Source organism: Streptomyces flavofungini, from assembly GCF_041028215.1.
GTDB classification, from domain to species: domain Bacteria; phylum Actinomycetota; class Actinomycetes; order Streptomycetales; family Streptomycetaceae; genus Streptomyces; species Streptomyces flavofungini_B.
Genome location: NZ_JASKYR010000004.1, coordinates 1 through 22,838 on the forward strand (window position 1 = coordinate 1; position 22,838 = coordinate 22,838).

Annotated in this window: 20 protein-coding genes and 2 riboswitches; of the genes, 6 read left to right on the plus strand and 14 right to left on the minus strand. The window is 67.9% G+C overall.

Features of this window, described 5'->3' with window-relative positions; translation table 11 throughout:
• The 3 genes from AB8Z36_RS00460 to AB8Z36_RS00470 form a co-directional block, all read right to left on the minus strand.
• A partial coding sequence (locus AB8Z36_RS00460; RefSeq protein WP_369211147.1) for a helix-turn-helix transcriptional regulator occupies positions 1-747 on the minus strand: 747 nt, incomplete at its 3' end.
• 60 nt (positions 748-807) lie between these two features.
• Complete coding sequence (locus tag AB8Z36_RS00465) at positions 808-1,677, minus strand: thioesterase family protein (RefSeq protein WP_369211148.1); 870 nt, start codon at positions 1,675-1,677, stop codon at positions 808-810.
• A 78-nt stretch (positions 1,678-1,755) separates the two neighbouring features.
• Positions 1,756-2,430, minus strand: a complete 675-nt coding sequence (locus AB8Z36_RS00470) for a trimeric intracellular cation channel family protein (protein WP_369211149.1) — start codon at positions 2,428-2,430, stop codon at positions 1,756-1,758.
• A gap of 192 nt (positions 2,431-2,622) precedes the next feature.
• Here AB8Z36_RS00470 and AB8Z36_RS00475 point away from each other — a divergent pair, with 192 nt between their 5' ends.
• On the plus strand, positions 2,623-2,847 hold the full coding sequence (locus AB8Z36_RS00475; RefSeq protein ID WP_369211150.1) for a hypothetical protein: 225 nt from the start codon (positions 2,623-2,625) through the stop codon (positions 2,845-2,847).
• Here AB8Z36_RS00475 and AB8Z36_RS00480 read toward each other — a convergent pair.
• The 9 genes from AB8Z36_RS00480 to AB8Z36_RS00520 form a co-directional block, all read right to left on the minus strand.
• Entirely contained in the window at positions 2,844-4,235 is a 1,392-nt protein-coding gene (locus AB8Z36_RS00480; RefSeq protein ID WP_369211151.1) for a M1 family metallopeptidase, read from the minus strand. The genes AB8Z36_RS00475 and AB8Z36_RS00480 overlap by 4 nt on opposite strands.
• A gap of 121 nt (positions 4,236-4,356) precedes the next feature.
• Positions 4,357-5,610, minus strand: a complete 1,254-nt coding sequence (locus tag AB8Z36_RS00485; protein ID WP_369211173.1) for an ABC transporter ATP-binding protein — start codon at positions 5,608-5,610, stop codon at positions 4,357-4,359.
• A 23-nt stretch (positions 5,611-5,633) separates the two neighbouring features.
• A complete protein-coding gene (locus AB8Z36_RS00490; RefSeq protein WP_369211152.1) occupies positions 5,634-6,731 on the minus strand; it encodes an ABC transporter ATP-binding protein in 1,098 nt (365 codons plus the stop codon).
• Positions 6,728-7,729 carry an ABC transporter permease gene (locus AB8Z36_RS00495; RefSeq protein ID WP_369211153.1) on the minus strand — a complete coding sequence of 334 codons (1,002 nt, stop codon included), beginning with the start codon at positions 7,727-7,729 and terminating at the stop codon, positions 6,728-6,730. Before AB8Z36_RS00495 ends, AB8Z36_RS00490 begins: the two co-directional genes overlap by 4 nt.
• Before the next feature lie 148 nt (positions 7,730-7,877).
• A complete protein-coding gene (locus tag AB8Z36_RS00500; RefSeq protein ID WP_369211154.1) occupies positions 7,878-9,641 on the minus strand; it encodes an ABC transporter substrate-binding protein in 1,764 nt (587 codons plus the stop codon).
• A gap of 102 nt (positions 9,642-9,743) precedes the next feature.
• Positions 9,744-10,748: an ABC transporter permease gene (locus tag AB8Z36_RS00505; protein WP_369211155.1), complete on the minus strand. Its 1,005-nt coding sequence runs from the start codon at positions 10,746-10,748 to the stop codon at positions 9,744-9,746.
• Between the two features lie 317 nt (positions 10,749-11,065).
• On the minus strand, positions 11,066-11,839 hold the full coding sequence (locus AB8Z36_RS00510; protein ID WP_369211156.1) for an enhanced serine sensitivity protein SseB C-terminal domain-containing protein: 774 nt from the start codon (positions 11,837-11,839) through the stop codon (positions 11,066-11,068).
• A 153-nt stretch (positions 11,840-11,992) separates the two neighbouring features.
• Complete coding sequence (locus AB8Z36_RS00515; protein ID WP_369211157.1) at positions 11,993-12,766, minus strand: enhanced serine sensitivity protein SseB; 774 nt, start codon at positions 12,764-12,766, stop codon at positions 11,993-11,995.
• Positions 12,767-12,852: 86 nt separating this feature from the next.
• Complete coding sequence (locus tag AB8Z36_RS00520; protein WP_369211174.1) at positions 12,853-13,533, minus strand: AAA family ATPase; 681 nt, start codon at positions 13,531-13,533, stop codon at positions 12,853-12,855.
• Between the two features lie 144 nt (positions 13,534-13,677).
• A riboswitch (glycine riboswitch) is annotated at positions 13,678-13,783 on the plus strand.
• Positions 13,784-13,896: riboswitch (glycine riboswitch) on the plus strand.
• A gap of 35 nt (positions 13,897-13,931) precedes the next feature.
• Here AB8Z36_RS00520 and gcvT point away from each other — a divergent pair.
• From gcvT to AB8Z36_RS00540, 4 genes are all read left to right on the plus strand, one after another.
• Complete coding sequence (gcvT, locus tag AB8Z36_RS00525) at positions 13,932-15,056, plus strand: glycine cleavage system aminomethyltransferase GcvT (RefSeq protein ID WP_369211158.1); 1,125 nt, start codon at positions 13,932-13,934, stop codon at positions 15,054-15,056.
• 100 nt (positions 15,057-15,156) lie between these two features.
• Entirely contained in the window at positions 15,157-15,534 is a 378-nt protein-coding gene (gene gcvH, locus AB8Z36_RS00530; protein WP_369211159.1) for a glycine cleavage system protein GcvH, read from the plus strand.
• A gap of 23 nt (positions 15,535-15,557) precedes the next feature.
• Positions 15,558-16,820 carry a serine hydroxymethyltransferase gene (glyA, locus tag AB8Z36_RS00535; protein ID WP_369211160.1) on the plus strand — a complete coding sequence of 421 codons (1,263 nt, stop codon included), beginning with the start codon at positions 15,558-15,560 and terminating at the stop codon, positions 16,818-16,820.
• A 177-nt stretch (positions 16,821-16,997) separates the two neighbouring features.
• A complete protein-coding gene (locus AB8Z36_RS00540) occupies positions 16,998-18,368 on the plus strand; it encodes an L-serine ammonia-lyase (RefSeq protein ID WP_369211161.1) in 1,371 nt (456 codons plus the stop codon).
• A gap of 934 nt (positions 18,369-19,302) precedes the next feature.
• Here AB8Z36_RS00540 and AB8Z36_RS00545 read toward each other — a convergent pair.
• Positions 19,303-19,428, minus strand: a complete 126-nt coding sequence (locus AB8Z36_RS00545) for a hypothetical protein (RefSeq protein ID WP_352280705.1) — start codon at positions 19,426-19,428, stop codon at positions 19,303-19,305.
• A gap of 292 nt (positions 19,429-19,720) precedes the next feature.
• Here AB8Z36_RS00545 and AB8Z36_RS00550 point away from each other — a divergent pair, with 292 nt between their 5' ends.
• Positions 19,721-20,998 (plus strand): DGQHR domain-containing protein, encoded by a 1,278-nt coding sequence (locus AB8Z36_RS00550; protein ID WP_352280704.1) that lies wholly within the window; start codon positions 19,721-19,723, stop codon positions 20,996-20,998.
• 146 nt (positions 20,999-21,144) lie between these two features.
• Here AB8Z36_RS00550 and AB8Z36_RS00555 read toward each other — a convergent pair whose 3' ends face one another.
• The gene (locus AB8Z36_RS00555) at positions 21,145-22,503 is read right to left on the minus strand and encodes a PIN domain-containing protein (protein WP_369211162.1); all 1,359 of its coding nucleotides are present in this window, start codon (positions 22,501-22,503) and stop codon (positions 21,145-21,147) included.
• Positions 22,504-22,838: the final 335 nt, after the last annotated feature.

Consider the following 22,838-nt stretch of genomic DNA (forward strand, 5'->3'; position numbering starts at 1 on the left):
GTCGAAGCGGGTGCGCCGGACCCGGGCCGTCACGTCGATGCCGCCGGGCCGCTCCTCCACCTGGCGCTTCAGGACCGCCCAGACGTCGGAGAGTTCGACCCCGGGGCGCCGGACGACCGGCGCCCCGGTGAGGGCCGCCGCGCGGACACGGTCGGCACGGAAGAGCCGGGGCGCACCGTCCATATCGGCGACGAGGTACCAGACACCGGCCTTGGAGACGAGGCCGTAGGGGTCGACGGTGTACTCCCTGGGCGCCGCGTCACCGCTGTGCCGGTAGCGCAGCGCGAGGCGCCGGTCGGCGAAGACCGCGTCCCGCAGGACCTCCACGTCCACGGGCGTGCGCGGCCCGTGCAGCCAGCGCGAGGAGTCGACGAGGATGCGGCGGCTCGTCATCTCGGCGGCGGGGCGGTGCGATTCCGGCAGCGCGGCCATGACCTTGCGCAGGGCCGAGCCGAGTGCCGCGTCCAGGCCGAGCGCGGCGTGCGCCCCCTGGGCGGCGAGGACGAACAGGGCCCGCGACTCGTCGGCGGTCAGCCCGGTCACGTCGGTGCGGAATCCCGCGAGCAGTTCGATCCCGCCGTGCCGCCCGCGCTCGGCGTAGACCGGGACACCGGAGGCGGAGAGCGCCTCGACGTCCCGGTAGATGGTGCGGACGGACACGCCGAGGCGCTCGGCCAGCTCGTGCGCGGGCACCCGGCCCCGCGTCTGGAGCAGCAGCAGGATGGAGAGCAACCGGTCGGACTTCACCGGGCAAGCATCCCCTACCCCCGCCCGCGCCCCACGGGCCCGGCGCGGTACCGGAAGGACCTAGCCCAGCCGTACCCGGGCGAGCTGGCGCGACTGGGCGACCAGGCGGTCCTCGCTGTCCCAGACCTCCGCGTCCTCCTCCAGGAATCCGCCCGCGAGGTTGCGCGTGCTGATCGCGACCCGGAGCGGTCCCGGGGCCGGGCGGTGGCGGACGTGCACCGTCAGTTCCACGGTCGGCACCCAGCCGGTCAGGCCCATCTCGAACGCGGTCGGCGGCAGCGCGTCCACCGCGAGCAGCAGCGACAGCGGGTCCGCGTCGCGGCCGTCGGCCAGGCCGAACCAGCCGCGCATCTCCCCCTTGCCGCTGGGCTGCCCGAGCGCCCAGCCGAGCGTGCTCGGGTCCAGCTTGAGGAAGAGGCGGTCGGCGATGGCCGAACTGCCGGGGACCGGCTGGTGATCGGGGGCGTCCTGGGCGCCGAAGCACTGGTCGAGCGGCGGCATCGCGGGCGGCTCGGCGGTGGTGCGGACGTCCTCGGGGAGCGCGTCGAGGTCCCCGTACGAGGCGAGCACGCGGATGCGCTCGATCTCGCGGCCCTCGTCGTCGTACTGGAAGAGCGAGGCCTGCCCGGTGGAGAGCGTGCGGCCCGCGCGCACCACGTCCGTGCGGATCACGGCGGGTCCCGGGTGCGAGGCGGTGAGGTAGTGCGCGGAGACAGTGAACGGGTCGGCGTGCGGCAGTGCGTCGGCGAGCGCGCGGCCGAGCACGGCGAGGAGATAGCCGCCGTTGACGGCGCTGATGATCGTCCACCCGGCGGAGAGGTCGATGTCGTACACGCCGGGCTCGCGCCGGGTGACCGCCGTGTCGCGGTCGAATTCGCTGTCGCCGATGCCCGCGGGCGCCGATGCGGGTACTGATGCTGCCGTTGCCATGGCAGCAACGTACAACATCTAATTACTGAGCGGTAGCTTTTGCCTGCGGCACCATAGGGCCCTGTAGCCCCTGTGGCGCTACGGCGTCTCCTCCACCTCCGCCTCCACCGCCGTCGAGCGGCGGTTCCAGGCCCGTGGCGCCCTCCAGTGGTAGCGCATCGCGAGCAGCCGCAGCGTGAACGCCGTCAGGATGGCGACGGAGGTGGTGAGGGTCGTGAGCTGCTCGTAGTGGATGCAGAGGGCGACCATCGTGGCGCCGACGATCGCGGGCACGGCGTAGAGGTCACGGTCCCAGCGGACCAGCGAGGGCACCTCGTTGGCGATGATGTCGCGCAGCACGCCGCCGCCCACCGCGGTCATGAGCCCGAGCGCCGCCGACGAGGTGAGGCCGAGGCCGTAGTCGTACGCCTTGGTCGTGCCCGTGACGCAGAACAGGCCGAGTCCGGCGGCGTCGAAGATGTTCACCGCGAGCTGGGTGCGCTCCACCTCCGGATGGAGGAAGAAGACCAGGAGGGCCGCGAAGAGCGGGGTGATGAAGTAGCCGAGGTCGGTGAAGGCGGCCGGCGGGACCGCCCCGATGACCAGATCGCGGAAGAGCCCTCCGCCCAGCGCGGTCACCTCGGCGAGCACGGCGATGCCGAAGACGTCGAAGTTCTTGCGCACGGCGAGCAGCGCGCCGGAGATCGCGAAGACGAAGATCCCCACGATGTCGAGCGCGTGCTGGACGGAGGGCGTGAACAGATCCTGGAGCACGCGCCATTCTTACCCGCGCGCGCCCCCGTCTCTCGCACACCTGACCCGCGTTTGAGACTTGCCCGGCCCGCTCTCCCTCTTCTTTCCGCGTCGCTCGGCGCCACAGAGCTCCAAAGTCCCCATGGGCGGTTCAATGAGACCGTTGAAGGCGTGAAGGAGTGCACGGAAACGGACGAGAGGAGAGCGGGCGGCATGCGGTTCGTGCTGGAGGTCGACATGGGTGAGACGGCGTTCGACGGGCGGGCGGCCGAGGAGCTGGGCCGGATTCTGCGGTACTGGGGCGGCAACCTCGGCCACTACGCCCTGGAGCCCGGTGACGCGGAGACCGTGTACGACTCCGCCTACCGGGCGGTCGGCGGCTGGCGCGTCACGGGACCCGAGCTGCCCGGGACGGCCGGGACGGCCGGGACGCCTTAAGGAAGCGCGGGCTTCCCCTTGGTGAAGAGCCAGGTGTGGAACAGCTCGTCGAGCTGCTCGCCGGAGACCCGCTCGGCCAGCCGGACGAAGTCGTCGGTGGTGGCGTTGGAGTAGCGCTTCTGCCCCACCCAGCTCTTCAGGAGCCGGAAGAAGTCCTTGTCCCCGATGCGCTCCCGCAGCACCTGGAGCGTCATCGCGCCGCGCTGGTAGACGGCCGAGGCGAACATCGTGTCGCGCTGCGGGTCGCCGACGACCGTCTGCCAGAACGGGGAGTCGGCCGGGCGCGCGTTGTAGGCGGCCATGAAGGACTCATGGGCGCTCGCGCGTCCCTTGTACTCGTTCCAGAGCCAGGGGCCGTACGTCGCGAAGCCCTCGTTGAGCCAGATGTGGTTCCAGGACGCGGGCGAGACGGAGTCGCCGAACCACTGGTGGGCCAGTTCGTGGACGATCGTGTTCTCCGAGCGGACGGCCGAGTAGATCGGCTTCGTCTGGGTCTCCAGGGAGAATCCGGCCTGCGGCATGTCGTCGACGATCGCGCCGGTCTCCTCGAAGGGGTACGGGCCGAAGACCTTCGACCAGTAGTCCGTGACCTCGCCCGTGATGCCGTAGACGTCGACGTCGCCCTTCGGCAGCGTCGGGTCGATCGCCACATAGATGGGCGTGCCTCCTGGGGTCCTCCCGGTCCGTACGTCGAACTTCCCGATGGTGGCGGTCGCGAGATAGGTCGCCATCGGCTTGGTCTCGCGCCAGTGCGCCGTGGTGTGCCCGCCCTTGGTGGAGGTGCCGACCAGACGGCCGTTGGAGACCGAGGTCAGCCCCTTGGGCGCCTTGATGCGGATGTCGAAGGCGGCCTTGTCCGAGGGGTGGTCACTGCCCGGGAACCAGGTGGAGGCCGCGTTCGGCTCGCAGGCCACGAAGACGCCGTCGGCGGTCTTCATCCAGCCGTAGTCGGAGCCGAAGACGATGGGGCCGCTGAGCGGTTCGGGCACGCCGCCGTAGTCGACGCTCACCTCGAAGGTCTTGTTCTTGCGCAGGGCCTCGCGGGGGGTGATCCGGATCTCGTCGCCCCCGCGCGTGAAGGCCGCCCGTCTGCCGTTCACCTCGACGCGGGTCACCGTGAGCTTCTGGAGGTCCAGGTCGAAGGAGGAGAGGTGCTGGGTGGCGCGCGCGGTGATCGTGGCGCGGGCGTCGAGCCGGTCGGTGTCCGGTTCGTAGGCGAGGTCCAGGGCGTAGTGGCGGATGTCGAAGCCGCCGTTGCCGAGCTGGGGGAAGTACGGGTCGCCGACGCCGTCGGAGCCGGGGTGGGGCGCGGGGGCGGCGGCGATCAGACAGAACGAGAGCGCCGCGGTCGCGAGCGCGCCCAGACGTGCCGAACGGGAGAGTGCCATGAGTCTTCCCTTCGAACGCGTTCCGATGGGGTGTTCGATGGAACGGACACGCAGACTCTGCACTCTCCCGTTACGGCATGTACATGACCCGTAGCGCGTACTTTGCCCGGGTCAACTTGCCTTAGCCGTCAGTCGACTTCTGACCCTTGTCCTTCGCGACGGCACCCTTGTCCGGCTCGGCCGCGCCCTTGTCGGGCTCGGCGGCACCCTTGTCCGACCCGGCGGGCTCCGGCTTCGCGGCCTCGGGCTCGGCGGGCTCCGGCTTGGCCGTGGCCTCCGGCTCCTCCGCCTTGGCGACCACCGTCACCACCTCGATCGCCTCCTTGGCGACCGAGAGCAGCTTGGTGTCCTCGGGCGCCTGGTCCTCGGCGTTCTCCGGGTGGTGGCAGGCCACCTGGTGGCCCGTGGCCAGCATGGCGAGCGGCGGTTCCTTGGTCTTGCAGATCTCCGTCGCCTTCCAGCACCGCGTGTGGAAGCGGCAGCCGCTCGGCGGGTCGATCGGCGAGGGGACGTCGCCGCGGAGCAGGATGCGCTCGCTCTTGACGCCGCGCCGCTTGGGGTCGGGCACCGGCACGGCGGAGAGCAGCGCCTTGGTGTACGGGTGCATCGGCGTGGAGTAGAGGTCCTTGCGGTTCGCCAGCTCCACGATCTTGCCGAGGTACATCACCGCGATGCGGTCCGACACGTGCCGGATGACCGACAGGTCGTGCGCGATGATCACGTACGTCAGGCCGAGCTCGTCCTGGAGGTCGTCCAGGAGGTTGACGACCTGTGCCTGGATGGACACGTCCAGGGCCGAGACCGGCTCGTCCGCCACGACCAGCTTGGGCCGCAGGGCGAGCGCCCGCGCGATGCCGATGCGCTGGCGCTGGCCGCCGGAGAACTCGTGCGGGTAGCGGTTGTAGTGCTCGGGGTTGAGCCCGACGCGCTCCAGCATCTCCTGCACGGTCTTCTTCACGCCGCCCTCGGGCTTGACGCCCTGGAGCTTGAAGGGCGCGCCGACGATCGTGCCGATCGTGTGCCGCGGGTTCAGCGACGAGTACGGGTCCTGGAAGATCATCTGGACGTCGCGGCGGAGCGGGCGCATGCCACCGGTGTTCAGATGGGTGATGTCCGTGCCCTCGAACTCGACCCGGCCGCCGGTCGGCTCGAGGAGGCGGGTGATGAGGCGGCCCATCGTCGACTTGCCGCAGCCGGACTCGCCCACCACGCCGAGCGTCTCGCCGGGACGGACGTCGAAGGTGAGCCCGTCGACCGCCTGCACGGCCGCCACCTGGCGCTGGAGCAGCCCCTTCTTGATGGGGAAGTGCTTCACCAGGCCGTCGACCTTGAGCAGCGGCTCGGGCGAGCCCTTCGTCTGCGCCGGGATCGTCATCTCCTGGCCCTTCACGTCATCGTTCACAGCTTCGGCGCAATCTCTTCGGTCCAGATCCGGGTGCGCTCTTCCCGCGACATGTGGCAGGCGGAGTAGTGTCCGTCGGCCACCAGGGTCAGTTCGGGACGCTCGCGGCGGGTGATCTGGTCCTTGGGGACGTCCGCGTAGGGGCAGCGCGGGTTGAAGGCGCAGCCGCTCGGCAGGTTGATCAGGCTGGGCGGGGAGCCCTTGACCGGGATGAGCCGGTCGGTCTCCTCGCGGTCGATGCGGGGCATCGAGCCGAGGAGGCCCCAGGTGTAGGGGTGCTGGGGCTCGTAGAAGACCTTCTCCGCGGGGCCGCGCTCCACGCACCGGCCGCCGTACATGACCAGGAGCTCGTCGGCCATCTCGGCGACGACGCCCAGGTCGTGCGTGATCATGATGACGGCGGAGCCGAACTCCTTCTGCAGATCCCGGATGAGATCGAGGATCTGCGCCTGGACGGTGACGTCGAGGGCGGTGGTCGGCTCGTCGGCGATGAGCAGCTCGGGGTTGTTGACGAGCGCCATGGCGATCATCGCGCGCTGGCGCATGCCGCCGGAGAACTCGTGCGGGTAGGAGTCCACGCGCTTGTCGGGCTGCGGGATGCCCACGCGGTCGAGCATCTCGACGGCGCGCTTGCGGGCGGTCTTCTTGTCGACGTCGTTGTGGACCCGGTACGCCTCGGTGATCTGCTGGCCGATGGAGTAGTACGGGTGCAGCGCGGAGAGCGGGTCCTGGAAGATCATCGCCATCTCGCGGCCGCGCAGCTTGCGCACGGCGACGGGGTCGGCGCCCAGCAGCTCCTGGCCGTTGAGCCAGATCTCGCCGGAGATCTGCGCCTTGCGGGAGCCGTACTGGCCCGCGGTGTGCAGGCCCAGGATGCCGAGCGAGGTCACCGACTTGCCGGAGCCGGACTCGCCCACGATGCCGAGGGTCTTGCCCTTCTCCAGCGTGAAGTTGAGCCCGTCGACGGACTTGACCAGGCCGTCGTCGGTCGGGAAGTGCACCTTGAGGTCGCGCACCTCCAGGAAGGCGGAGGGAGCGGGCGATCCCGCGACGGGCTCGCCCACCGCGGCACCGCTCTTGGACAGTTCGGTCATCCCAGCCTCACTCGCGGGTCGATGACGGCGTACATAAGGTCGACGACGAGGTTGGCCACGGCGATCGCGAGCGCCGCACACAGGGTCACGCCGAGAATCACGGGCAGGTCCTTGCTGCTGATGGCCCTGACCGCCTCCAGGCCGAGCCCCGGCAGGTTGAACGTGGACTCGGTGAGCACGGCGCCGCCCATGAGGACACCGAGGTCGAGTCCGAAGACCGTGAGGATCGGGGTCATCGCGGAGCGCAGCGCGTGCTTGCGGATGACGACGCCCTCACCGAGGCCCTTGGCGCGGGCGGTGCGGATGTAGTCCTCACCGAGCACTTCCAGCATGGTGGCGCGGGTGAGTCTCGCGTACATCGCGGCGTTGAGGAAGGCCAGCACGATCCACGGCAGGATCAGTGTCTCCAGCCAGACGTCGATGGAGTCGTCGGTACTGAGACTGTCGGCGATCTTGACCCAGCCGAGCTGGTGGACGAAGACGCCCATCGCGATCATGCCGGTGAAGAAGACGGGGAGCGAGACACCGGCGAGCGCGGTGGTCATCGCGGCGCGGTCCCAGATGGTGCCGCGGCGCAGTGCGGAGACGACGCCGGTGGCGACACCGCCCGCGAGCCACAGCACACAGGCGCCGGCGGCGAGTGCGGCGGTGACGGGCAGCGCGTCCTTGAGGGTCTCCCAGACGGGAGCCTCGGTGCGGAAGGAGTAGCCGAAGCAGGGCGCGGGGCAGTGCGTGACGTCACTTCCGTTGACGTAGTCGCGCCCCATCGGGATGCCCTTGATGAAGTCCCAGAACTGGACGAGCAGCGGGTCGTCGAGTCCCAGTTTGGTCCGGATGCCCTCGATCTGCTCGGCTCCGGTGGCCTTGCCGGCGAAGAGGACGGCGATGTCCTGTCCCGCCCACTTGGGCAGCATGAAGAAGACGGTGAAGGTCGCGAGCAGTACGACCAGCACCATGATGACTACGGCGATCAGGCGCCGGATGAGATAAGCAAGCACTGTGCGCGGCCCGGCGGTGGCCGGAACCCCCTTGTGAGGGGTCCCGGCCACCGCCCGGGGCCATCACCTGCCCTTCGGACTGGCGGGATTCGGCGGCGGTGTTCGTTCAACTACGGGACTTGCGTGAACTGCGTTTCCTGCTGGGGTGTTACTTCACGACGCCGAGGGAGACGTAGTCGTAACGGCCGTTGTAGCCGTCCGACATGTAGGCGTTGGTCAGCCGCGGCCCGCGCCAGGTGATGTTCTTCTCGTAGAGGAAGGGCATCCAGTCGGCGTTGTCAAGGATCTTCTTGTCGAGCTCCTTGTAGATCTCACCGGCCTTGGCGGGGTCGGTCTCCGCGATCGCCTTGTCGAAGAGGCCGTCGACCTTCTTGTCCTTGATCTGCGACTCGTTGTAGTTGCCGGTCGGGTTCAGGAAGCGGCTGTCGAACAGCGGCTGCGCGTAGCCCTGGCCGGACGGGAAGTCCGGGCCCCAGCCGCTCATCGTCATGCCGTAGCCGCGCTTCTTCACGACGGAGGGCGAGCCGGTGATGCTGGAGGTGTCGGCGCCGTCGAGGGAGTCGACCTCGACCTTGATGCCGACCTTGGCGAGCTGGGCCTGGAGCGCCTCGGCGGCGTCGACCTCACCCGGGTTGTTGTTGCGGGCGGTCAGCTTGGTGGCGAAGCCGCTGGGCTTGCCGCACTGCTTGAGCTCGTCCTTGGCCTTGGCGGCGTCCGGCTTGCCCTTGCGCTCCAGGACACCGTACGGGTCGTAGTCGCTGTAGCCCGGGATCGCCTTCGGGAAGGTGCTGTTGGCGATGTCACCGGCCGCGACCTTGCCGCCGCGGGTCTGCTGGAGGCTCGCGAAGTCGGTGGCGTAGAAGACGGCCTTGCGGCAGTGGACGTTGTCGAAGGGCTTCGCCGTGTGGATCAGGGCGACGTAGCGCACGAAGGACGTGTGCATGTTGTCGACGCTGTCACGGTGGTCGGAGACGGCCGTGACACGACCGGACTGGGTCATGCCCGTGCCGTTCATGTCGAGGTCGTAGTCGCCCTCCATCAGCTTCTTGTCGTTCTCCTCCAGGTTGGCGGAGATCGTCACGTCGATCTTGTCCGGCAGCGCCGCGCGGATCGGGTCCGAGGACTTCTTCCACTTGTCGTTGCGGACGAGGACGATCTTCTTGCCGGCCTTGTACGACTCGAACTTGTACGGGCCCGCGGAGAACGGCCGCTGGGTGTACTTGGCCTTGGTGTCCTTCTCCTTCTTCACCGCGGAGCCGGTCGGCATCGCGAGGAACTGCTCGAAGTCACCGTTGCGCTTGGGCAGCTTGAAGACGATGGTCTGGTCGTCGGGCGTCTCGATCGCGGCCAGACCCTCCTTCGAGGTGTCCTTGTACGGGCCCTTGTACTTGCCCTTGGGGTCGAGCGTCTGCTTGATGTAGCCCGGGCCACCGGTGATGGTGTCCGTCGCCCAGATGCGCTCGATGCCGTACTTGACGTCCTTGGAGGTCAGCTTCGAGCCGTCCTCCCAGGTCAGGCCGTCACGCAGCTTGTACGTGTAGGTCTTGCCGTCCTTGGAGATCTTCGCCGTGGAGGTGGCGAGGTCCGGGACCAGCTTCGTGCCCGCCTTGCCCGGCTTGGTGTCGTACGTGACGAGCTGGCGGGTGTAGAAGCGCATGAAGTCCCACGACATGCCGTAGTAGGCACGCTGGGGGTCGGCCGAGTCGAGGTCCTGCTTGCCGACCATCTTCAGCGTGCCCCCCGTCTTCTTCGAGGGGTTGGCGATCTTGTTCAGCGCGGCGTTGTAGCCCGCACCCTTCGAGTCGCCGTCTCCGTCACCGTCACCGCCGCCGCACGCCGTGGTGGTCACCAGCGCCGCGACCACGAGGGCCGCACCAGCGGTGAGCCGTCGTTTCGAGGAAACTGTGGGCATTTTCTCGTAACCTCCGAGATTCGCGGTCCCTGGCCATCTGCTGCCTGAGAACCATGGGTAGAGCCACCTGACATGCGGCAGGGGCAAGTCAGTAGGGGACTTCTAACGCGTCCCCTTCGGGTCGAGCGCGTCCCGCAGCCCGTCGCCGAAGAGGTTGAAGGCCAGCACGGTGATGAAGATCGTCACGCCGGGGAAGACCATGAACATCGGGTCGTGCTCGTAGGTCTCCAGCGCGTCCCGCAGCATGCCGCCCCAGGAGGCCGTCGGCGGCTTCACGCCGGCGCCGAGGAAGCTCAGGGCCGCCTCCGTGAGGATGTTGGTCGGGATCATCAGCGTCGCGTAGACGGTGATCGGCGCGACCAGGTTGGGCAGCAGCTCACGGAAGAGGATGTGGCGCTTGCCGCCGCCGAGGCTGCGGGCCGCTTCGACGTACTCGCGCTCACGCAGCGAAAGCGTCTGGCCTCTGACGATGCGTCCGACGTAGGGCCAGCCGAAGAAGCCGATGACCAGGACGAGGATCGCGACGCGCACGCTGGTGCCGGTCAGGCCCAGCAGGTCGTCGGGGAGCACGGAGACCAGGGAGATGATGAAGAGGAGCTGCGGGAACGAGAGCAGCACGTCCATCACGCGGCTGATCAGGGCGTCGACCCAGCCGCCGAAGTAACCGGCGATGATCCCGAAGAGGGTGCCGAGCGCCACGGCGACGATGGCCGCGAGGAACGCCACGAGGAGCGAGATCCGGGCGCCGTAGACGATGCGGCTGAAGACGTCGCGGCCCTTGTTGGGCTCGACCCCGAAGAGGAAGTCGCTGCTCACGCCGCCGAGCGCGCCCTTGGGCAGGTTCGTCAGCTCATCGAGCTTGTCCTGGTGGAAGTCGTTGGGCGGATGGCCGAGCAGGCTCACGATCAGGGGCGCGAAGACGGCGACCAGGACCAGGAAAACCACCGTGATGCCGCCCGCGAGGGCGACCTTGTCCCGCTTCAGGCGGTTCCAGGCGATCTGCTTGAGGGAACGGCCCTCGACCTTCTTCACCCCTGCATCAACTGCGGGAGCGACGTCCTCGGTCGGGTCCGCGTCCGCAGGTGTGTCATGCAATGGTGCCGTCATCGTGGCAGGGACCCCTCTCAACCGGTGGTGACCGGCCCGCACTTGCCGCTGTAGCGACGTGATCAGTCCGTCGTACACAGGGGCGAAGGCCCCTGGAGCGGGAGTCTTCATCCCCGTCGCGATCTGTTACCAGTCTTGAAGGTGAATGGATGCGCAACCGTGATGCTGTTCGAGGTGTTCCGTTATGCGGACGCGTGTGAACGGGGTGCGAACACGGGGCAGTTGGGTCACAAGATGGCACAGGAGTCCATAGGACCCCTGTCGCACCAGAACGGACATCCTGTCCGTTCGCGCTGTTCAGTGCCGGTCGGAGGCGCTCAGTACTGCGCCGGGTAGCCGTAACCGCCCGCGGGCGCCGGGGCGGCCTGGGCCTCGCGGTCGTAAAACGGCCTGGCGTTGGCTCGTAGCCACATCGCCACCGGGTCGTAATCATCGGACATCGCGACGGTCGACACCGGGAGCCCGTCGGGGACGGCCGCGATGGACTGCTGCATCATCGCCCGCACCGCGTCGACCGACGGCGGCGAGGTGTCGTACACATCGAGGCCGATGGCCAGATACGGCGCCCCGAGGGCGGGCTGCACCCAGGCGCGGCGCAGTGAGCGCACGGCGGAGGTGCGGTGCGCGTTCTGCGTCAGGAGGGCGTAGAACTGGGGGATCTCGATGGCCGGCTCGGTCAGCCTGAGCGGTCCGGCTGGCAGCAGGTCAAGGCCGCACGCGATGCGGCGCAGATCGAGCCAGGGGACGCCGACGCCGCCGCCGGGGGCGTGCGGGTTGAGCCAGAGGCCGTACAGGTCGGGGTAGAGGGTGCGGGCGACATCGATGCCGCGCACCACCTCATGGCTGCGGTTCCAGCCACTCGCGGAGAGCTCCTGGGCGGAGGTCACGCACGGTGCGTACCCAAGGCCCGCCACCTCCATGTTGCCGTACTGGGCGTCGGGCGATCCCGCCTGGCCGTGCCAGAGCAGCATCCACACCTGGTCGGCGGCGAGCGCGCGCAGCAGTGCCTCGTACGCGTCGTAACCCCCGGGCGTCACTTGGCGCAGCATCTGCTCGACCTGCCCGGCCGCGGCCGTGCCCGACGCACTCACCCGTTACCGCCCCTTCACGACGAACCTGGTGGACTCAAGGACCCTGACGGCCGGGGTACCCCGGCCGGGTCATGCAACCAGCTTAAGCGTCGGCCCCGGCGCGGACTTGACGTACGCGGCCCTCGGCCCGGCGCGTACTGGTATGGGTCGCCGCTAGCGGGAGTAGAACGGCCGCACCCTGTCGCGCAGCCAGTCGCCCACCGGGTCCTGGGCCACGTCGAGCAGGACGAGGTTGACCGGCCAGGGGACCGGGACCTGTCCGAGGGCGCGGCCGAGGGCCTCCATGGGCAGATCGCGCGCGTTGCCCTCCCAGGTGCTCAGCTCGACGCCGACGAAGAGGGTGGGGTCGTCGGTCTCGACGTCGGCCAGGCAGCGGCGGGCGGTCAGGACGACACCGGCCGCTTCGAACTCGCGCGCGGCGGCGGAGAGGAAGTCCACCGGGTCGTGCTGCCAGTCCGGCTCGTACAGGCGGACCCGGCCGCCGGCCGCGGGGCCGTCCAGTTCGGTGCGCCCGGCCCGGCAGAGCTCGGCGACGGCCGCGGGCGGCAGCGGGACGCCGACGGTGCCGTCCGGGTTCAGCGCGATGCCGAGCTGGGGCGGGAGGCCGCGCGCGAACTCCACCGCGGGCGCCACGGTGCGGCCCATGCGGTCGGCCGCGTCACCCAGGGCCTGGCGGAACTGCTGCTCGGAGGTGAAGACGGGGACGTAGGCCTGGCCCTCGATCTCCAGGGTCGGCAGGTCGAGGGTGCCGTCCTCGGGGCCGCCGCCGTTCGGCAGCGGTATCCACAGCTGGCTGCGGCCGAGCACCTCCACGATCCGGCCGCCCGCCGACGCCGGGGCGCCGAGCGAGGCCGCGAGGACCTCTTCCAGTTCGTTGCCCGGCCATCCGGTGTACGGGTGCGCCTGTGCCTGCCCCGGAAAATCCATCAGTCCAACCCCTGCTCGCGACCGCTCTGCCTGCGGCTCGCACCCTAGCGCCGCCCCCGCTCACCGGTCGAAGGCACCGCCCGCGCTCATCCGTCGAAGGCGATCCCCCGCAGCACCCGGGCCGCCGCCCGGTCCATGAGCACCGCGGAGCCGCAGCCGCGCGGCAGCTCGCCCCGCTCGGCGTCGCCGACCAGGCGGCCGACGGCCCTGCGGTGCCGCGCGAACGCGTACCTCGAGACGCCGCGCCCGCGCTCGCGCTGGCCCTGGAGCGCGGTGTCCGCCGGGACGTCGAGGAGGAGCAGGTGCAGAGTGCGTCCGCGGCGCAGCGCCTCGCGGGCCAGCCAGCGGCGGACCCAGGCCTGCGTGCCGCAGTCGTGCACGACGACGCTCGCCCCCGAGCGCAGCACCCGGCGCAGGCCGCGGTAGTGCGCGAGGCGGACCAGGGGGCGGTAGACCGCGTACGGCAGGCGGCCCGGCATGCGCGCCGCCCAGCGGTCCCGGGTGTCCTGGGAGTCGATGCGCGGCCCCGGCACCGCCTGCCGCATCAGCGTCGACTTTCCGCCACCGGGCAGTCCGGAGACGACGACGAGGTCGCCCTCGGCGAAGGTGAGGCGGTGCGGGCTGTGTCCGGCCCGCTGCCGCAGGTCGCGGACGACGGCCACGGGGAGCAGCGGTTGGCAGCTCTCCCTGGGCGGGGCGGCGGCCTGCCCCGGCAGCGCCACCCCCGTGGTCGTTGCGTAGGCACTGGTCCTGCTGCGCACCGTGATCGGCCTCCCCGTAGCTGTCACGTACTGCTTTCCCCGCCAAGTGTAAAGAGAAGGTAATGCCGGACAAGGGCATTTCGTGGACCGCGGCTCCCCCTTTACGAAGCCGCGTGCAATGATGTGCCCGCCAACTCCATACAGGCCGTTTGAATCCGCGCGGGAGAGTCCCCAGCACCCGTCGTACGACGTGCAGGGGCGCCGAAGGAGCAAGTTCCTCCCTTGAATCTCTCAGGCCCCGTACCGCGCGGGCGAGGCACATCTGAAAAGCGGGCCGTCTCCACGGTCCCACCCAAGGTGCAAGCCGTTCGTCCCGACGCCGGGACGCTCGCGGCGAACCTCTCAGGTACTGATGACAGATGGGGAGGATCGACCTCGCCCGTCATGCCCTGGGAGTTCCCTTCATGAGCACTGCCCCCCGCCTCACCGCCCTCGATGCCGTGCATCGGGCGCTCGGCGCGACCATGACCGACTTCGCGGGCTGGGACATGCCGCTGCGGTACGCCAGCGAGCGCGACGAGCACAACGCCGTGCGCACCAAGGCCGGCCTCTTCGACCTCTCCCACATGGGTGAGATCACCGTCACGGGCCCCGCGGCCGTCGACTTCCTGAACTTCGCCCTCGTCGGCAACATCGGCTCCGTGGGTGTCGGCCGCGCCCGCTACACGATGATCGTCGCCGAGGACGGCGGCATCCTGGACGACCTGATCGTCTACCGCCTCGGCGAGACGGAGTACATGGTCGTCGCCAACGCCTCGAACGCGCAGGTCGTCCTGGACGCGCTCACCGCCCGCGCCGGTTCGTTCGACGCCGAGGTCCGCGACGACCGCGAGGCCTACGCGCTCCTCGCCGTCCAGGGCCCCGAGTCCCCCGGCATCCTGAAGTCACTCACGGACGCCGACCTGGACGGCCTGAAGTACTACGCGGGCCTGCCCGGCACCGTCGCGGGCGTCCCCGCCCTGATCGCCCGTACGGGCTACACCGGCGAGGACGGCTTCGAGCTCTTCGTCGCCCCCGGTGACGCGGAGAAGCTGTGGGGCGCGCTGATGGAGGCGGGCACGCCCGTCGGCATGGTGCCCGCGGGCCTCTCCTGCCGTGACACCCTGCGCCTGGAGGCGGGCATGCCGCTGTACGGGCACGAGCTGACCGCCCAGCTGACCCCGTTCGACGCGGGGCTCGGCCGGGTCGTGAAGTTCGAGAAGACCTCGCAGGCGGAGACCTTCGTGGGCCGTGCCGCCCTCGCGGCCGCCGCCGAGCGCGCCGAGACCGCGCCGCCGCGCAAGCTGGTCGGCCTCGTCGCCGCGGGCCGCCGGGTGCCGCGCGCGGGCTTCTCCGTGGTCGCCGACGGCAAGGTCATCGGCGAGGTCACCTCCGGCGCCCCGTCGCCGACGCTGGGCAGGCCGATCGCCATGGCCTACGTCGACGCCGGGCACGCCGCCCCCGGCACCGAGGGCGTGGGCGTGGACATCCGCGGCACCCACGAGCCGTACGAGGTCGTGGCGCTTCCGTTCTACAAGCGCCAGAAGTGACACTCGGTGCGCGGGGTCATGGCACTCCAGCGCCAGGAGTGACCCCACCCACACCGTCCCCGTTCCGCAGCACCCACCCGCGTACAGGAGAATTCAGGACATGAGCAACCCCCAGCAGCTGCGTTACAGCAAGGAGCACGAGTGGCTGTCGGCCGCCGAGGAGGGCGTGTCGACCATCGGCATCACGGAGCACGCCGCCAACGCGCTCGGTGACGTCGTCTTCGTGCAGCTTCCGGAGGTCGGCGACACCGTGACCGCGGGCGAGACCTGCGGCGAGCTGGAGTCGACCAAGTCGGTCAGCGACCTCTACTCCCCGGTGAACGGCGAGGTCGTCGCCGCCAACCAGGACGTCGTCGACGACCCCTCGCTGGTCAATTCCGCTCCCTTCGAGGGCGGATGGCTGTTCAAGGTGCGCGTCACGGAGGAGCCGGGCGACCTGCTCTCCGCCGACGAGTACACCGCCTTCTCCGCCGGCTGACCTTTACCGATAGGGACCGTGTGATGTCGCTTCTGAACACCCCTCTCCACGAGCTGGACCCGGATGTCGCCGCCGCCGTCGACGCCGAGCTCCACCGCCAGCAGTCGACCCTGGAAATGATCGCCTCGGAGAACTTCGCTCCGGTCGCCGTCATGGAGGCCCAGGGCACCGTCCTCACCAACAAGTACGCCGAGGGCTACCCCGGCCGCCGCTACTACGGCGGCTGTGAGCACGTGGACGTGACCGAGCAGATCGCGATCGACCGGCTCAAGGACCTGTTCGGCGCCGAGTACGCCAACGTTCAGCCGCACTCCGGCGCCTCCGCCAACCAGGCCGCCCTCTTCGCGATCGCCCAGCCCGGCGACACGATCCTCGGCCTTGACCTGGCGCACGGCGGCCACCTCACCCACGGCATGCGCCTGAACTTCTCCGGCAAGCAGTTCAACGTGGTCGCCTACCACGTGGACGACACCGGTCTGATCGACATGGCCGAGGTCGAGCGCCTGGCCAAGGAGAACAGCCCGAAGGTGATCATCGCGGGCTGGTCCGCCTACCCGCGCCACCTGGACTTCGCCGAGTTCCGCCGGATCGCCGACGAGGTCGGCGCGAAGCTCTGGGTCGACATGGCGCACTTCGCCGGTCTCGTCGCCGCGGGCCTGCACCCGAACCCGGTGCCCTACGCGGACGTGGTCACCTCCACGACGCACAAGACCCTCGGCGGCCCGCGCGGCGGCGTCATCCTGGCCCGCGACAAGGAATTCGCCAAGAAGCTGAACTCCGCGGTCTTCCCCGGCTTCCAGGGCGGCCCGCTGGAGCACGTGATCGCGGCCAAGGCCGTCTCCTTCAAGGTCGCGGCCTCGGATGAATTCAAGGAGCGCCAGCAGCGCACCCTGGACGGCGCCCGCATCCTGGCCGAGCGCCTGGTCCAGGACGACGCGAAGGCCGTCGGCGTCGACGTCCTGTCCGGCGGCACGGACGTGCACCTGGTCCTGGTGGACCTGCGGAACAGCGAGCTCGACGGGCAGCAGGCCGAGGACCGCCTCCACGAGGTCGGCATCACGGTCAACCGCAACGCGGTCCCGAACGACCCGCGCCCCCCGATGATCACCTCGGGCCTGCGGATCGGCACGCCCGCGCTCGCCACCCGCGGTTTCGGTGACGAGGACTTCCGCGAGGTCGCCGACATCATCGCCGAGGCCCTCAAGCCGGGCTTCGACGCGGACTCCCTCAAGGCCCGCGTGACCGCTCTGGCCGACAAGCACCCGCTTTACCCCGGCCTGAAGTAGTTTCGTACGCTTTTGTTCGTACGTACGAAACATCGGGGCACCTTGCACACTGGATGGTGAGCAGGGTGCCCCGCACCACGTGTGTCGTCACCCGCCACCCGTAGTTCCCGCACCGCCTTGTACCTCTGCACGACCCCGGCAGACAACGGCGTCTACCAACCACCCTTGGAGTGTTCCGTGGCCATCTCGGTCTTCGACCTGTTCTCGATCGGCATCGGCCCGTCCAGCTCCCACACGGTCGGCCCGATGCGCGCCGCCCGCATGTTCGCGAGCCGCCTCAAGAACGAGGGCCTCATGGCCCACACCCATGCGATACGGGCCGAGCTCTTCGGTTCGCTCGGCGCGACCGGGCACGGCCACGGCACCCCCAAGGCCGTCCTGCTCGGCCTGGAGGGCGAGTCGCCGCGCACCGTGGACGTGGAGAGCGCCGACGACCGCGTGGAGCGGATCAAGGAGAGCGGCCGGATCAGCCTGCTCGGCATGCACGAGATCGACTTCGACTTCGCCGAGGACCTGGTCCTGCACCGTCGCAAGGCCCTGCCGTACCACGCCAACGGCATGTCGATCAGCGCCTGTGACCATGAGGGCGGCACGCTCCTCACCAAGACCTACTACTCCGTGGGCGGCGGCTTCGTCGTCGACGAGGCGGCGGTCGAGGGCGACAACCCGATCGTGCCGGACGACACCGTCCTCAGGCACCCCTTCCGCACCGGCGACGAGCTGCTGCGCCGCGCGGAGGAGACCGGCCTCTCCATCTCCGCGATGATGCTGGAGAACGAGAAGGCCTGGCGCACGGAGGACGAGATCCGTGCCGGGCTCCTCGACATCTGGGGCGTCATGCAGTCCTGCGTCTCGCGCGGCATGTCCCGCGAGGGCATCCTGCCCGGCGGCCTCAAGGTCCGCCGCCGCGCGGCCAACTCCGCCCGCCAGCTCCGCGCCGAGGGCGACCCGCAGGCCCGCGCGATGGAGTGGATCACGCTCTACGCCATGGCCGTGAACGAGGAGAACGCCGCGGGCGGCCGTGTCGTCACCGCCCCGACGAACGGCGCCGCGGGCATCATCCCCGCCGTCCTGCACTACTACATGAACTTCGTGCCCGGCGCCGACGAGGAGGGCGTGGTCCGCTTCCTGCTCGCCGCGGGCGCCATCGGCCTGCTCTTCAAGGAGAACGCCTCCATCTCCGGCGCCGAGGTCGGCTGCCAGGGCGAGGTCGGCTCCGCCTGCTCGATGGCGGCGGGCGCCCTCGCCGAGGTCATGGGCGGCTCGCCCTCCCAGGTGGAGAACGCCGCCGAGATCGGCATGGAGCACAACCTCGGCCTGACCTGCGACCCGGTCGGCGGCCTCGTCCAGATCCCGTGCATCGAGCGCAACGGCATGGCGGCCGTGAAGGCCGTGACCGCCGCGAAGATGGCGCTGCGCGGCGACGGCTCGCACAAGGTCTCCCTGGACAAGGTCATCAAGACCATGAAGGACACGGGCGCCGACATGTCCGTGAAGTACAAGGAGACGGCGCGGGGCGGGCTCGCGGTGAACATCATCGAGTGCTAGACAGATGGGCCCTGACCAGCGCGTTCACATCGTTCAGCGCTGTCGGGGCCTTCCCTGCTTACGCGGCGAAACGTCCCTGGAATCTCCCTGCGACAGACGTGAAAGTCCCTGAAAAGTCCCTGGGATATCCCCGGGGACTTCGCTGCTTGCGGTTGGGTACGGCCGACATCAGGACCGAGCCAGCGCTCTTGCCGTCTGAGGGTATGAGTGCAGTGGGCACAGCCAGGTAGCGGGACCTACGCATTACGAGACCGTGAGCGATCGTGTTGCGTGGCGCCTGGTCGTGGCCCCTCAGAAGCCGGGCTGGGTCCGCACCTGAAAGCCGAGCGACATCTGATCGTCAAGGCATTTGGACGGCAGACTGGCTCGAACATCGGAGAGACATCGCGGCGGCCGCCCCTGGTGAGGGGCACGACAGGGGTCGCGCGAGGAAGGGCACAAGGGGTACCGCGATCAAGCCGACCGGTAAAGCGCCTGCTGGAAGCTCTCGCGCTGAAGTGGCACCGGCGGCGGTTGCTGCTCTACGGCGGGTTACATCCAATCCCCCTGGCCTGCCAGTTCACGCACCCCCGCCGTCTCGGAGGACACCTGAGAGAAAGAGGGCCAGAGTCGGCTAACAGAGACCACCAAGACGCCCAGGCCACGAGGCCAGCGGATGGCTCGGCGCGAGCTTGTAACGACACAGGGTCTACACCGCCGTTGGCGGCCGACATTATACCTTACCGCGACCTTTTGGCCTGGTGTACAGTCCTTACTAGTAGGTAGCCGCCCAACTTGGCCGGGTACCAGAAAAAAGGAAGGGCCCAGCTCGTGCCAGAGCCAGGCCCTCCCTGCAGTAACACGAGCCCGGTCGCCTTGTTCGAGGCCGGGCTCGCTGCATATCCAGCGGCCCGCCGCGGCCGGGCGTACTCGCGTGTGGACGCTTCCTAGTGACCTAGGAGGCGTACTGCACCACGATGGCGGCAAGCGCAAGGGCCAGCCCGATCACACCGATGATCACCTGAGCCTTCTCGGGTCCGGTCCACGGTCGACGGGGCTTCCCTTCATCGAAACCTGCCACTTCGCGCCTCCTATCCTCCAGCCCTGCCCTTCAGGGCGCCACGCTGAACAGCCCTTGCTGTTCAGCCAGTTGAGGGGAGGATCTTGCGGCGCGAACGTCACACTACTCTATCCGTACGTCAACCATTTAACGTACACACGCCCCCGTGGAGACTTGCCATCCCACGTGCATCCGTCAGCGCTGACGTACCATCAGTACACCGTCTGGCGCTGTTTTCGCAAACAACTCCACGAGTATCACAAACAGTTGGCAGACTAGCCCCGGAACAGCTGATAAGTCATGGGGAGTTGACATGCCCACTCTGCACACCGCGATCCGAGCCAAGATGGGATCGACCCCGTACTACGTGACCACCATGAAGGTGAGCGACCTCGTCCAGGTCGCCCGGCCAGCGAGCGAGCAGGAGGAATGGGCCACCAGCGGTTTGACCGAACGACTCCAGCGCGAGCTCAACGACTACCGCGTACGCACCGAGATCGCCCCGTACCTCGCCAACTCTCCTGACCGCTTCTTCGGCGCCATCATCCTGCTGCTAGACGCCGAGGAGGAACCGGAGTTCGAGTCGTTCAGCGAGGTGGCTAAGAACCTACCGAAGGCGTACCGGTCCACGATGGCCAAAGACTCCTTTGGCTTCCTGACCATCGACAGCGGCGAGCGCATCATCCTCGATGGTCAACACCGTTTCGCCGCCCTACGGGAGGTGCACCTCATGCGCACCGTTGAGGGTGACTACGTTAAGGATGTCGGGGACGACGAGGTAACCGTCATCATCGTCCCGCGCATCAGCACGCAGCACACGCGGAAGATCTTCAACAAGGTCAACCGCTACGCCAAGAACACCAGTCGCGGCGACAACATCCTGACCAGTGAGGACGACGGGTTCGCTATCCTGACCCGACGCCTGGCCGATGGCGACGGTCCGCTGGCCGGCAAGAACCACAAGAACGAGTCGCTGGTCAACTACAGAAACAACACGATCGCCGAACGCAGCACCCAGCTCACCACCCTCAGCGCCATCTACGAGACCGTCCGCATCATCGCCGAGCACTACGACATGGCGGACGAGCTGAACGAGAAGAAAACCCACGTTCGTCCCTCAGAGGAAACCCTGGATCAGGGATACGAGCACGTTGAGGGCTGGTGGAGCACCGTCCTTGACGGTATGCCGAAGCTCAAGTACGGCCGGGACAACACCAAGCTTCTCCCCGAGCTGCGTGCCAAGGACGCCGACTACGGGCTGCTGTTCAAGCCAGCCACCCATATCGTGCTGTTCCAGGCACTCTCCCAGATCCTCAAGGCCGAACCTGGCCTGCTCCTTGAAGATGCCGTGGAACGGACCTACGAGCTCGACTGGAAGCTCACCGCTCCTCTGTGGCGCGACGTTCTAATTAACTCCGCGCACAACATCCTGACGAAGAAAGAGAACTACAACCTCGCCGCTGATCTGATCACCTACATGGTGGTCGGAGATAAGTGGCCCACCAATCAAATCGATCACTTGCGCGAGCGCGTCGCTAGGGCACGCGGCGAGGACGAGTCAACGCTCCAGCTCCCGGACCCGCTCTCGTGACGAAAGGCAACTAGAGCCATCGGACACCACGCTTAGGGCTGACGACCACGCGCACCTCCGGCCGTCAGCACCGGGTAGTGTCAAGACATGTCGCGTAAGACATATTGATGACGAACCGGCGGGTTCCAGGTTTCTGTTGCACCAAGTTAGGTGGAAAGGAGGCCCAGCTTTCCCATCCACCGCAGAAGAAGCTCACTTTGGGTAGCACTGAGGTCAAGGTCGGGCTGCTCGTCCAGCAGATGTCTCACCTCAGCCACTGAGGCTCCTTCGTCAAGCAGCTGGCGAACTTCCTGGGCGCCCAAGATCCGCTCCATGAAAAGCCGGCGCAGCAACTGCGCGTCGCGGTTCTCGACGAACTTGCGGCCGTGGGCGGTGAGAAAGATCTGCCCTCCCTGGACGACGGACAACCCAAGGGAGACCAGGTTCATGAGTCTTTTGCGTGCCTCGGGCTCAAGCGTGACACTCGTGAAGAACTCCATGAACTTCTCAAGACAGGTCTTCAGTTGAGAGTTCTCCTCAACCAGCTGGGCCATCAGCCATAGCGTCTCAATGTAGTCATTACTGCGTCCGCCGGGGACTTTGGCTAAGCGGTAGCGCGAGCGGGTTGCAGCGTGGCGCAGTTCGTCGGCGTCGGCTTCGGCTGCCTCCAGGTGTCGCAAGGCATCGACCGAGTTCTGGTCAACTTGCTTTTCGAGATGGAGTACCCTACTCACCAGTTGCATCAGAGTGCTGGGTTCGACCATGAAGAGTCGCAGACCAGTGAGGTCACGCAGCTCATTCACTAACTCGATACGCGGGAGACGAACGGCTTTAGCGGAGGCCTTCCGCCACCAGTCTTCCTTCAGGTCCCGAGTAACGAAGAGAACATCCTTCCCGTGACTCTGGGCAGCGTCCATGAGCTGACGCCAGACCAGGTAGTCGCCCGCCGCCTCCTCGTCCTCCTTCTTTCCGCTCTCAAAGTCCTTGTATCCAGGCGGTATTTGCTGGTCAGCTCTCTCCTTAGCCAGCTGCACCTCCTCCGCGTGTCGTTTCGGAGGGTAGGGAACTCCGACACGTTGATCGAGGAGCTGCTCCAGGACAGTGATCACCGGGTCGGTGTGTGTGTTGCGAATCCCCGGAACTCTATCCTTCGCGGCCTGGCGCTCCGACCTCTCTTCGATTTCCTGGTAGAGCTTCTCTGCGCGATCGAGCTTCTCATGCATCGGTGAAACGATGTCAGTGTTGTCACCTATATGAACATTCCTAGCCCACTCTTCCAGAGCACTACGTGACCGGTTTATGGAACTTTTCAATATTTCTGCTGCGGTAGCGGCTTTCTTGTCGTGGTAGGCGATGAGCTCTTCACTCTGTCGATTGCGCCAGAACTCGACCAGCACTTGCTGGGGGACCCACAGGCGTTCGGAGATCGCCTTGAGGACGGTCAGCATGTCTTCGCGGACGCGCCCATTCATGCGGTACAGGTCGAGCAGAACGTTGGTGTCCAGGACTACGAGGCCATGTTGCAAGGCCAATCGGTAGTCGCGATCGGAGGGTGTGCGGGTATGCCTCGAATCCATCGAACATGCCCCGTGCCGTGGTCATGATGCTTTCCTTCCCCAGAAAGTACGCACTCATGATCCCAGAAGTGTGAAGCGGTAGCCCGGGTGTTTTCGATGCCGTACGCGCAGCGGCCATCCGACACGAAATCGATCAAGGCCGATCAAGCAGCCTGTTGAGACGCTACGCAAGCCAGGACAGGTTCGATGGCTTTGACCTGCGGTTTCCACTGGGGCCGCATCGAAGGAAGAAGTGTCTGCCCCCGATCACCACTCGAAGCGAAACAGCCCCGCCGCCACTACGA

Coding starts and splice junctions, on each gene's coding strand:
- AB8Z36_RS00465 (WP_369211148.1), bottom strand. CDS start 1,677: ATGGCAACGGCAGCATCAGTACCCGCATCGGCGCCCGCGGGCATCGGC.
- AB8Z36_RS00475 (WP_369211150.1), top strand. CDS start 2,623: ATGCGGTTCGTGCTGGAGGTCGACATGGGTGAGACGGCGTTCGACGGG.
- AB8Z36_RS00480 (WP_369211151.1), bottom strand. CDS start 4,235: ATGGCACTCTCCCGTTCGGCACGTCTGGGCGCGCTCGCGACCGCGGCG.
- AB8Z36_RS00485 (WP_369211173.1), bottom strand. CDS start 5,610: ATGACGATCCCGGCGCAGACGAAGGGCTCGCCCGAGCCGCTGCTCAAG.
- AB8Z36_RS00490 (WP_369211152.1), bottom strand. CDS start 6,731: ATGACCGAACTGTCCAAGAGCGGTGCCGCGGTGGGCGAGCCCGTCGCG.
- AB8Z36_RS00500 (WP_369211154.1), bottom strand. CDS start 9,641: ATGCCCACAGTTTCCTCGAAACGACGGCTCACCGCTGGTGCGGCCCTC.
- AB8Z36_RS00505 (WP_369211155.1), bottom strand. CDS start 10,748: ATGACGGCACCATTGCATGACACACCTGCGGACGCGGACCCGACCGAG.
- AB8Z36_RS00515 (WP_369211157.1), bottom strand. CDS start 12,766: ATGGATTTTCCGGGGCAGGCACAGGCGCACCCGTACACCGGATGGCCG.
- gcvT (WP_369211158.1), top strand. CDS start 13,932: ATGAGCACTGCCCCCCGCCTCACCGCCCTCGATGCCGTGCATCGGGCG.
- gcvH (WP_369211159.1), top strand. CDS start 15,157: ATGAGCAACCCCCAGCAGCTGCGTTACAGCAAGGAGCACGAGTGGCTG.
- glyA (WP_369211160.1), top strand. CDS start 15,558: ATGTCGCTTCTGAACACCCCTCTCCACGAGCTGGACCCGGATGTCGCC.
- AB8Z36_RS00550 (WP_352280704.1), top strand. CDS start 19,721: ATGCCCACTCTGCACACCGCGATCCGAGCCAAGATGGGATCGACCCCG.